The organism is Roseivirga sp. UBA1976, assembly GCF_002336325.1.
Taxonomy (GTDB): Bacteria; Bacteroidota; Bacteroidia; order Cytophagales; family Cyclobacteriaceae; genus Roseivirga; species Roseivirga thermotolerans.
The window spans coordinates 22,722-34,220 of record NZ_DDDQ01000151.1; the positions used below are offsets into that span (position 1 = coordinate 22,722).

At 44.7% G+C, this 11,499-nt stretch carries 6 protein-coding genes; 1 reads left to right on the forward strand and 5 read right to left on the reverse strand.

The features are described from left to right. Window positions 1-4: 4 nt before the first annotated feature. Window positions 5-2,722 carry a TonB-dependent receptor gene (locus B3763_RS15500; protein ID WP_286747620.1) on the reverse strand — a complete coding sequence of 906 codons (2,718 nt, stop codon included), beginning with the start codon at window positions 2,720-2,722 and terminating at the stop codon, window positions 5-7. 89 nt (window positions 2,723-2,811) lie between these two features. Continuing rightward, a complete protein-coding gene (locus B3763_RS15505; protein WP_286747622.1) occupies window positions 2,812-5,724 on the reverse strand; it encodes a TonB-dependent receptor in 2,913 nt (970 codons plus the stop codon). A gap of 242 nt (window positions 5,725-5,966) precedes the next feature. Between B3763_RS15505 and hemB the strand changes: the two genes are divergently transcribed. Continuing rightward, the gene (hemB, locus tag B3763_RS15510; RefSeq protein WP_189628207.1) at window positions 5,967-6,935 is read left to right on the forward strand and encodes a porphobilinogen synthase; all 969 of its coding nucleotides are present in this window, start codon (window positions 5,967-5,969) and stop codon (window positions 6,933-6,935) included. Between the two features lie 3 nt (window positions 6,936-6,938). Here the strand turns inward: hemB and B3763_RS15515 are convergent, their stop codons facing one another. From B3763_RS15515 to B3763_RS15525, 3 genes are all read right to left on the reverse strand, one after another. Next, entirely contained in the window at window positions 6,939-8,042 is a 1,104-nt protein-coding gene (locus B3763_RS15515) for a fatty acid desaturase family protein (RefSeq protein WP_189628206.1), read from the reverse strand. Window positions 8,043-8,138: 96 nt separating this feature from the next. Then, window positions 8,139-8,513, reverse strand: a complete 375-nt coding sequence (locus B3763_RS15520; protein WP_189628205.1) for a co-chaperone GroES — start codon at window positions 8,511-8,513, stop codon at window positions 8,139-8,141. Window positions 8,514-8,600: 87 nt separating this feature from the next. Continuing rightward, window positions 8,601-11,499: HYR domain-containing protein (locus B3763_RS15525; RefSeq protein ID WP_286747626.1), on the reverse strand; the 2,899-nt coding region annotated here is incomplete at its 5' end.

Sequence of the window (11,499 nt, forward strand, 5' to 3'; positions counted from 1 at the left end):
GGGCTTAGCCAAATTTGCTGAATCGGTAACTTAGGCTAAACCGAAATACCTGCCGCAAGAGTTCGGTGCTGGAATTCTGAATGTACTCAGACGATACGTTTCTGTTCTGATCAGACAACTGGCGCAATATATCATTGGCTGTAACTCCAACAGAAAGCTTCTTTTTGAAGAGTTGCCGCTTGACCGAAGCATTCCATATGAATCGGCTAAAGCTGCCCAATTCATTCACCCCGCTATTATATGTGTAGGCTACATTGGTAGATAATACATACCCCTTTTTTGAGTTCCAGTGTGCTCGGAATTGCCCTGACCAGGAAAAGTAGCTGGAGTTGTCTTGCTCTGGGTTAGAGTTGCGTACTCTCGAGTATCTTGGAAGTGCCGTCATCTGAAGGGTTACCTCTTTAGAGAAATTACTCGTGAAATTCATTGAAACATTGTATGAAGTGGTACGCACCGATTGCAGGCTCTCGTTAATGAATTGTGGGCTATAGGAGTGAGATAACCCCAGTCCATAGCCCATTCTCATTTTGCCTTTCAATACCTTGTGGTTTTTACTATAGTCGGCAGAGAGTGACTTCGCTCCTGAAATATTTACCGGCCGGGTATACCGGGCTCCAATCGGCAGATCCAAACCTTCCGGAGCATTGGAGCCATCTCCTACAATGGTGTAATTTGTTATGGCATTCTCCCACAATGAGGAGGCAAAACGCATAGACGAATAAGCGCCTGTTTCGGAATTCACATTGTGCAGATTAACCGAAAAATGATTCGAAAAACCGGCCTTTAAATCGGGATTACCTTGTCTTAGAAAGAGAGGGTTTGAATTGTCTAATACATCTTGTAGCTGCGTGGCCCTGGGAGCTTTCATGGATCGGCTCAAATTTACTCTGATTTGTTTGCCTTCTTTTGGGTATGAGATTATAGAGAGGCGAGGTATAAGCCCGCTGAACCTTTTATTTGTTTGTACCTCGCGTGGGTAGGTCTGATCGTTATTAATAAGAATGGTTTCATACGACAGGTTGGGAGATATGCGCAGCTTCTTAGTGTTTACACTATACCCGCTGTTGAATTCCTGTACTGTCTGAACGAGCGAAAAATCACTAGATCGGAGTGGGTCTAGCTCATCATAACCTCCCGAGGAGGGCGTATAGTCTAGCAATAACCTCTCGGTTTGACTGAGGCTGTGCGTGTATTGGTAGCCGAAGCGTAGACTGGATTTTTCTCCGGTTTTCTCAGTGACTGTAACCGATATGCCAGAATTGCGACTTCTATCTGTTGGGCTGCTCACCTGGTCGAACCGTTGTTCGGTAATAGTGCCATCAGTAAATGTGTTTACAGACCGAACAGAGTCTTGCCCCTCACTGGTGTTTTCGCTAAAGTTCAAGGCAATTGAAAGTGTTCGGCCTTCTTTGCTGAACTTATGTCGCCAGGAGGCCTGGTTTCTCCAGGCCGTACTAATGCTGTTGCTGTAGTTGCGGTTTTCGGTAGTGTTTAAAACTTTACCTTCCTGAAAAGTGATGCCTTCTAAATCACTATTCGTAAATGTTTGGCTCTGTGAAACATATTGCGAAAAAGAAAAATGATTATTGTCGTTGGGCTTATATCTCAACTTAATATTGCCCGAATAACGGCTTCGGCTGTTTTCTCTCTCCGACTGTTGCTCATAGGTTCGTCCCTTGTCTACAGCCTGCAGGTATTTACGGCTGATGGACGAAGAAGAGACCGTTTCACTATTACTCCAACTAAAGCTGGAATTAATATCGAGCTTATTCTTTATGGAGGTTGAATATGAGGCACCGGCCGACTTATCTGTACTAATGCCACTGGAACCTTCGCTAATGGAGACAGGTATAGACTCGGAACCCATTTCTGACATTGCCATAACAGCCCCCGGACTCCCTCCTCCTAAATTATTGTATCGGGCATTTATCCCTAACCGTGTATCTCCTTTAAAAATACCGGCATTGCCCCCTGTACTTGCCCTGCCGGGGGGACTATAGGTCGAAGAGAGAGAGCCAAAGTAGCCTTTCTTTTTTTCCGGCTTGCTCACCACGTTCAGAACCGGAGTCCTTTTGCCATCGTCATGACCCGTAAACTGGGCTTCTTCAGACTTTTCATCGATCACCTGAATTTTCTTCACCAGATCTGCCGGAAGATCTTTCATCGCCACGTTTATTTGTGTGGAAAAGAAGGGCTTGCCATCTACCAACACTTTTTCTATTCGCTTTCCATTGATTATGAGCGCACCATCTTTGATCTCCGCTCCCGGTAGCTTCTTTAGTAGCTCTTCCAGTTCGGCCCCTTCAGGCACGGGGTAACTTCTGGCGTTAAATTCAAGCGTGTCTTCTTTCACTACCACCGGTTCGGCTTCTGCTTCAATGGTTACATCAGCAAGTCCCATGGGCTTTTCACTAAGCCAGATGGCTCCCATGTCAAGCTGGTCATTTAATTCTATACTTTTTTCATAGGGAGTAAATCCTATAAAAGAGACTTGCAACAGGTAATCTCCCTTAGTCAGTTGGTCTAGTTTAAATCGTCCCAGCGAGTCCGTAACGGTTGCTTTTAAAACAGAGTCTTTCGTGGTTTTGAGTACCACATTGGCAAAAGGCAGAGACTCCCGCGATGCAGAGTCATAGACCGTGCCTTTAAGGGAATAGGTTTGCTGAGCCTGGCACCAAAAAGTGACTAGAAAGAAGAAAAAAATAGAAATGGTCAGTCTCATGTATGGTGTGTTGACCATGAAACTAACCATTCCGCAATGAAACCTAAAGCATTAGTTGTTAAATATTTAAAAAACGTGATGAAATTGGACTAACCTCCATTGCCACCCCTTCCAAAACGCTCCCTCATTTGCTGAAAACGTTCCATACGATCGTCTGGAATAGCATTGCCCGTTCCAAAGCTTCTAATATTGTAAATGAAAGACACCATAAAGTACTGTGTTAGAATTTGTGTTTGGTTGTCTTCAATATAGGATCCGGTAACGTTGCGTCTGATGTTCTGATTTTGCTTGAGTAAGTCGAACACCGCTAGTTTTACTTCGGCCTTTTGCTGTAGCATCTTTTTACCTACCTCCATATTCCAGAGTACAAAATTTTGGTTAAACCCATCGGAAAGACCCGAGTTGGCTGTATGACTCAGAGTTGTTCGGTAAACTAAGCCGTCACCAAAAATCCAGTTGAGCCTAAGTCTGGTCGATTGGTTGAAGTAATTTACGTTGGCCTGGCTCTGGAGTGAGTTTTCTACCCAGCTAAAGTTGCTGTTGCTGGAAATCGTAAAGTCTACTTTTTCGCTGATATTGCTGCTTAAAACCAATCCTAGTCCGGCTGTAGGTGTTTTGGCATAGTTCAATTGGTTATTGATCAGCTCAGGAGACTGCGAATAGGCCAGTGTGCCCGTAAAGTTGAGGTTAGATTTTATAAAGCCAAGCGGAACTCCGTAAGAAACAAAACTCCTGAGGTTCCAGTAACCGTCCAGATTAACAGGCTTAGAGTAGCGCGCTCCAGGCTCCAGACGTATGCCATCTACAGTGGCACCATCGCCTCCGGCAACATAGGAACTAGTGCTTATTTGGTTGTTGGAAAAACTACCACTCAGCAAAGTAAAGAAGGTTCGGTTCGAACTCATATCAACTTTGTTGTACCGAATAGTGGCCGAGTGTTGATAGCTTTGATCTAATTGAGGGTTTCCGGCCGAAATGTTGAGTGGATCAGTGTTGTTAATAACACTTTGCAATTGACTCACACTGGGCGCATCGGTGCTGGCCCGGTAGTTAATATTGAGGCTGCGCCCGTTTTCGAACCTATATCGATATACCACAGAAGGTATGAAGTTGCCAAACTTCCGGTCCACGTTGTCTTGAATAGGAAAGGTTTGGTCGTTGTCCAGTAAGGCCCATTGATAGGTGCCCCTAAGTGTGAGGTTTGCCTTTTGACCCCTTACGTTATACCCCACCGTGCTTTGATGCGTAATGTAGTCGTTTTCGAACGTGTTGCTCAAAGGCATATTAAGGTTGCTGTATTGGCCTGTGGCTTCTTCATAGTCAAAGCTTTCTCTTTTGGAGTCGTTGAATTGATAGCCGTAGCGGTAAGAAACCAAGAGTTGGGTTTTGTCAGTGAGTGGTTCTGTATATGTGGCATTGGCGGTCATGTTAAAGCCTTTAGTATCCTGATCTCCAAATTGGTTGAGCTCAACCGTATTAGGATTGCGGCCATAGAATATGTTTTCTGAAATCAGGTAACTGTCTCCTGTACTTTCATTAAGTCCGGTATTTAAGTTGATAGAGAAAGTACGTCCTCTTTTTTCGAATGAATGCCTGTAGAGGAGGTTGTTGTTAAAGCTTAGTGCCTCTAAAATAGAAGTGTTTTCTGTGTAAGCTGTATTGAGCAGATTGGTTCCCATATAAGTGGCTCCATCGACTATGCCCGACCCGGAGTTATCCTGCAGGGTAATTCTTGGTCTGATGATGAGAGAGTTTTTGGGGTTAATGGTATACTCCAGTTCGCCACTAAAACGATGGTTTATGTTGCGGCTGGGTGAGTAACTATTTTCTGTGTATACCTGCCCTTCATTTTGAGGTAAGGTAAATTGCCTGAATACCGATTCGTCTGACTGGTTGTCTGATTGATTGAAGAAGTAGCTTCCACTAAACTTCAATGGGCCTTTGTCCTGATAGGAATAATTTATTCCCAAGGCTTTGGTTTCAGAAATTCCTCCTTGCTGGCCTACCAGAAAATTGGAAGCGCCTCCGCCTCCTCCAAAACCACCGGCATCGCCTCCAAAGCCACCACTAAAGCCGCCACCGGCTCCTCCTCGGCCACCGCCACGAGCACCCATGGCGCCTCTTCGGCCACCACCGGCAGTAATTCCCAGCAAGTCGCTGGTAGAAAAGTTCTGAATGTTAATGTTATTAACGTGTCCGAGAATTGTGGTGCGCGACTTTTCACGAAACAGGTTTATGCTTCCTCCTGCGTTGTATGTATTGTTGGTGCCCGCTCCTGCATAAACGTTTCCAAATTCACCATTTCGCATACTGGCTCGTGTAATAATGTTAAGGGTTTTTGAGGTTTCACCATCCATGAAACCGGTGAATTGGGCCTGATCGCTGGCCTGATCATATACCTGAATGCGTTCAATGATTTCGGCCGGAAGATTGCGTAGGGCGGCATTAGGATCGTCACCGAAAAACTCACGGCCGTCTACCAACACTCTGCGAACAGTTTCACCTTGGGCCTGAACCTGGCCATTCTGAATAACTACTCCGGGGAGTTTTTCCAGTAATGTTTCGGCAGTGGCATCGGGGTTTACTTTAAAGGCTGCGGCATTAAACTCAGTGGTATCTCCATTTTGCCTCACCCGCTCGGCCAGTGCTTCTACGGTTACATCGTTTAGTGACTTTGTGTCAAGAGCAAGAATTACCTGCCCCACATCTGCAGATGCGTCTTTTATGTCGAGCTTCTTTCGGAAAGATTTGAAACCCACAAAGCTTATGGAAAGCTCATACTGACCATTGGTTACTCCCGTTATTCGAAACTCACCCAATTCTGTTGTAGAAAAGGCCCGCTTGGTAGAATCAGCCATTTTGGTGAGAACCACAGTGGCCGATGGCAGCGGTAAGTTTTCGGCACTGTCTAAAACAGTACCTTTTACAACCCAGTATTGTGCGGTGGCAGAAAAGCCGCTGAGCAGCAGTCCAACCCAAAAAGTGATGACCTTTGTTTTCATAGTGCCGGTTAGACCTACAAAGGTCTCAGAAGGTTTAACGGCTCCCATATGCCTGACCCTCAGATAAGTTTACTTTTTAACCGGCTTGTTTTACAGGCGAGCATAGACTCAGGCTTTTATGGTGCATCTACACCAATGGTGTTTGTTAGAATGTTGAGGGGTTTGAGCTTAAGCTCCTTAGACTACCGGCCGGAATAGAGGAATAGAAAAAAGGGTGTGTTATCTTTGCCAAAATTTCTACCATGAACATTCGTCCGAGAAGAAACAGAAAATCTGAAGCTATAAGGTCTTTAATTCAGGAAACCCGGGTAACCACCAGCGATTTTATTTTTCCGTTGTTTTTGCTGGAAGGGGTAAATGATAGTATAGCGGTAGACTCTATGCCTGGTATTTACCGACTTGGTCTGGAGAAAATGCTAAAAGAAATAGAGACTTGCCTTTCCTTGGGAATTAAGGCCTTCGATATTTTTCCTGTGGTTCCGGAGCATTATAAAGACAGCGCAGCCACTCGCTGCTATGATGATGGTTTCTTCTACCAGCAGGCTTTAAGACGAATAAAAAAAGAGTTTCCGGAAGCATGCATTATGACAGACGTGGCGCTTGATCCGTATAGCTCGGACGGGCATGATGGCTTAGTGAAAGACGGTAGAATTCTGAACGATGAAACCCTGGAGGTACTGGGAAAACAAGCACTCTCTCAGGCGGCCTGTGGAATTGATATTATAGGCCCTTCAGATATGATGGACGGAAGGGTAGGCTATATACGCGAAGTTCTGGACTCAAACGGCTTTACGGAGGTGTCCATTATGTCTTATACGGCCAAATACGCCAGTGCATTTTATGGTCCCTTCCGCGATGCGCTCGATTCTGCACCGAAAAGTGGCGATAAGAAAACGTACCAGATGAATCCTGCCAATCAGCAAGAGGCACTCATTGAGGCAGACCTTGATGTAGAAGAGGGGGCAGACTTTCTGATGGTAAAACCTGCTTTGGCTTATCTGGATGTTATTAAACTGCTGAAAGACAGCTACCCTCAGCCTATAGCTGCCTATAACGTAAGTGGTGAGTATTCTATGCTAAAGGCAGCTTCTTCTAAAGGCTGGTTGGATTATGACCGGGTAATGCAGGAAACCCTAATGAGCATTAAGAGGGCCGGGGCCGATGTTATTTTAACTTATCATGCCAAGGAATTTGCCCTGCTCAATCGCTAGGGCTTAGGCTGCATACTGATCGTTTCTACCTAATTGCTTGAGCATGCGCGCATGCTCGTAAACGGCATCAAAGAAAGTTTTCTGGCAATGGTAAGGCAGCCCGTATTCTTGTGCTTTTGCTCTCACAATTTCAGAAATCTTCTTGTAGTGCACATGACAAATGTTAGGAAACAAGTGGTGTTCTATCTGGTAATTGAGGCCACCTACAAACCATGAGAAAATTTTACTTCCCGGAGCAAAGTTAGTGGTGGTAAACAGCTGATGAACAGCCCAGTTGTTTTCTACACTTCCTGAGTTGTCCGGCACAGGAAACTCTGAGGTAGGCATTACGTGAGCCGGCTGGAATATGAGTCCCAACATAAGGCCAGTAATAAAGTGCATAATGAAGAAACCTATGAGTATTACATACCAAGGTGCAGGAATAAGCCATAGAGGCAATGCCAAAGCATAGGCATAATAGAGTACTTTGGAAACAATGGCTTCGGTGAGTACACCACTAAACGAACGTTTGTGGGCTTTCATGAGGCCCATTTTTTTGTAGCGTACCAGTTGCTTAAAATCTTTGGTGGTTAGCCACAAGAAAGTCATCATGCCATAGAGAAACCAGCCATAAATATGCTGATGCCTGTGGGCTTTAAGCCGGGGGGCATGAGGGGACAGGCGCATTAGTTTTCCAGGGTCAATGTCTTCATCCATACCTTCAATATTGGTGAAGGTATGGTGGAGTACATTGTGCTGAATTTTCCAAATGTAAGAGTTGGCGCCAATCATGTTCATGACGTAACTCAGATATTTATTTACGGTTTGATTTCTGGAATAGGCTCCATGGTTGGCATCGTGCATTACAGAAAGACCAATACCGCTTTTTCCAAAACCCATAAGGGCCCACATACCTAAAATAACCCATACATTGGTAATTACTCCACAAAGCATCAGTATGTATGGGGCAAAATATAGGGTAAACATAAACACGGTCTTGAGCACCATTTTCCAATTTCCATAAGTGGAAATATTGTTTGCTTCAAAATATGCTTTGACCTGAGATTTTAAATCGCTGATGAATTCAGCTTGGTTGGTTCTTGAGAACCTAATTGTTTTGTATTGCATTCAATAAATAATATTAGTAGCAAGATAACTTTTTAGTCAAATATGACGAAATAGCCATCTTGTATTTTTCCTTCAACGGCAAAAGAAAGACTTTGGTTAAAGATCCTGTTCTCGTTCTAACATTAAAACGGAAGACTGGGGAACAATAAAGAGTTTTTCTCCCTGATAAACGATCTCAACGGCTCCTTTTTGAAGAAAGATAGCAAGATCGCCTTCTTGCGCCTGTAAAGGTACGTATTTAATTTTTTCTTCGCTTTCTTTCCAGGGTTCGTCTTCATCGGTAGGCATAGGAATGGGATAGCCGGGGCCTACTTTAATGACAAAGCCTGATTGAACTTTCTCTTTTTCCTGAACGCCAGGAGGCAGATAAAGTCCACTTTCTGTTTTCTCAGGCTGTTTTTTGGGTCTGATCAACAGTCGATCTCCCACTACAATAAGCTTTCTCAATTTGTTGTCTGCTGTAAGTTCCATAGCTGTTAAGGGTATGCAAATATAGGACAGAAAGAACAAACGAAAATGGCCGGTGTTGGCCGGCCATTTTATTGGGTTTGATAATTCTTATCGTTTAATGATCAGCTTCTTGGTTTCTACAATATCCATTGTGTTCACCCTGATGAGGTAAATTCCATCGAGCAAACCGGAAGCATTGAACTCAATTTCGTAGGTTTTGTCAGCCTCGGCCATGTCTTCATACAGCTGGCCTACAGGCATACCTTGCGAGGTGTAGATGCCCACTTTAACCGGACCTGCTTCAAGCACCTTAAAGGTAATGGTTGTGAAATCTTTGGCCGGGTTAGGGAAAGCGCTCACCTCTATTCTTACAGGAGGCTCATTGTTGATGGTTACTTCCTGATTAGACTCTCCCGGGTTAGTATTTACCACACCATTAATATTGCTACAGCTTCCTAAGGTAGCTCCTTGAGCTAAGAGCTGCTCGGCTTGTGCCTTACTTACGCACATTGGCGAACCATTGTAACAAACGGTTATTTTTCCATTCCATTCAATTGTGTTCACCTGGCAACCGCCTGGTTCGCCCGGCTCTTCGTCCTGACAATTGATCAGGTCGATGTTAATATCTCCTTGCTCCCACTGGTTGCAGTAGTTCTTATAGTAGAACCAACCGGAAAGACCGTAGTTCGAGTTTTTGTTGTTGGCTGCATTACCCAGTTGGAATCCAAATTGGTAATTAGATGGCATGTGGCTCACTTTTACCACTTTGCCCTGATTAGAGCCCTTGCCCTTCAGTCGGCTGTCGCTGCTTAGAGTAAAGTAAGTCCAGTTCTGGTAGTTATTGCCGGCTAGTGACTTTTCGTCCTTGTAGCTTCTACCTAAGCCAGACCATTCGCTCCAGTCGTGTCCTCCTTCGAGTATGAAATCTATTTCCCAAATGTCATTGGTATCATAGATGTTCACCAGTCGGCCTGTGAGCTTGGCAGAACCATCGGTGTAGCGCACAAAGTCACCATTTATGTTTTCGAAAACATACTTGGCATTACTTCCATTTCTGTAGTATTCGCTTAGCCACATGGCGTGTCCGCCATCTTGAGCCGCAGTAGCCTCACAAGAAGATTCTTCTTCGGCCACCGGAGGTTCACCCGTTACTATGGAACAACTGCTACCTTCACCATCAGTATAACCTACCACAGTAAATGGTCCGTAGGTTTGTCCTAGTATGTCAATAGAGCATGAGGTATGTATTTCATAGGAGAACCCGTTGATCTTAAGGAAGGTTTTAGATTCCAGTCTTCCTTTTGAATCGAACCCTTCTACAAAGAGCACATCGCCACTCTGTACATCGTAGAATTCATCAATGAGATAGGTTTTCTTCTTGTTATATGCTTTAACAGTGACTCCTGAAGTTCCGTTGTAAACGACTGTGAAGTTTCTCATTCTACCTTCACACTGACAATTGTTGTCTCCAGAGCCATTGTCGTTGCCAGAGCCACCATCGTCATCATCATCGTCTGAATCATGACTGTCGTCATCATCATCGTCATCATCGTCATTGTCATTGTCGCTGCCCCACCAGTTTGAGCCCCAACGATAACCACTGGCAGTACTACCATAAGTAAAGCCGCTGCTTACATTACCTTTGCCCTTGCCTTTACCCTTACCTTTTCCTTTTCCATTGTCGTCATCGTCCGAATCATCATCGTCATCATCAGAGTCTCCTCCATTGTCATCATCATCCGAATCATGGCTATCGTCATCGTCACTGTCTCCAGTGCCACCACCATCACCAGGGTTATAGCTATCCATGGTACATGTGCTGCCTTCTCCATCCGTATATTCTATAACTGTAAACGGACCAACTGTAATACCCATAATGTCTTCAGAGCAAGAGGTATGAATTTCATAGTATACTGAACCAACTTTCAAATAGGTTTTAGCATCGAGCCTTCCTTTATGGTCGAAACCACTTACTGTGAGACGGTCGCCATTTTGAACATTGTAGAAGGTTTCAATAATACTGCTCTTGTTCTTTTTATAGGCTTTAACAGTAGTGCCTGAAAGACCATTATAGATTACTGTGAAGTTTTTCATTTTACCTTCACAATCACACGATTGGCCACCATTATTGCCGCCACCGTTGTTTCCACCACCATTATTACCGCCACCATTGTTGCCACCTTCGCAGCGTACATCAATCACATTAACCGTAATGGTTTTAGAAACCGAGCAGCCTGCTACATCTGTAACTATTACTTCATAGGTAGTAGTTACTTCTGGTGCTACTACCACAGAGTTTAGCGAACTACAGGCAATTTCGTTTTCCGGGAGCCAGGTGTAAGTATAATCTCCGTTGCCACCGGTTGCACTGGCAGTTAGGGTCACAGTTTGCTCACCATAGCCAAGGTATATGGTGTGTTGGTCGGTGCCGCTACCGGCCGGATATTCAGGAGTTACGAAGGTTTCTACTTCTAATGGGCTTGGTTGACGCAGCTCAACACTCTTGGTGGTCGAGTTCCCATGCTCATCGGTTACCGTAAGCGAGTATACTCCGGCTGTCAGGCCACTAATGTCGGCCGTTGTGGCTCCGTTACTCCACAAGTAAGTGTAGTTGCCACATCCACCTTCAGCGGCTACGGTAATTTCACCATCGGCTGCACCATAGCACGATACATTGTACTCATCAATTTGGTTATACACCAATGGTTCCAGAGTAATGACAATAGGACTGGCCTTTACAACCACGTTGAAGCTAGCGGTGGTTTGGTTACCCGAGGCATCGGTAGCCGTATAGGTAACCTGGGTAGTGCCAACAGGGAAAGAAGCACCGGGTTGATGAGTAGTCGACACGCTAGCCGAACAATTGTCTTGAACTGAAGGAACTGACCAGTTAATAACTGCTTCACAGGTATTGTCAGTTATTTGATAAATAATGTCTTGAGGTAAACCAATAATAACGGGGTTGTTACTGTCTACCACCGTTACAATGGCAGTGGCCGAAGCAGTA

Bases quoted from the DNA above. Each gene is read 5' to 3' on its own strand.
- hemB (WP_189628207.1), top strand. From the start codon at position 5,967: ATGAACATTCGTCCGAGAAGAAACAGAAAATCTGAAGCTATAAGGTCT.
- B3763_RS15515 (WP_189628206.1), bottom strand. From the start codon at position 8,042: ATGCAATACAAAACAATTAGGTTCTCAAGAACCAACCAAGCTGAATTC.
- B3763_RS15505 (WP_286747622.1), bottom strand. From the start codon at position 5,724: ATGAAAACAAAGGTCATCACTTTTTGGGTTGGACTGCTGCTCAGCGGC.
- B3763_RS15520 (WP_189628205.1), bottom strand. From the start codon at position 8,513: ATGGAACTTACAGCAGACAACAAATTGAGAAAGCTTATTGTAGTGGGA.
- B3763_RS15500 (WP_286747620.1), bottom strand. From the start codon at position 2,722: ATGAGACTGACCATTTCTATTTTTTTCTTCTTTCTAGTCACTTTTTGG.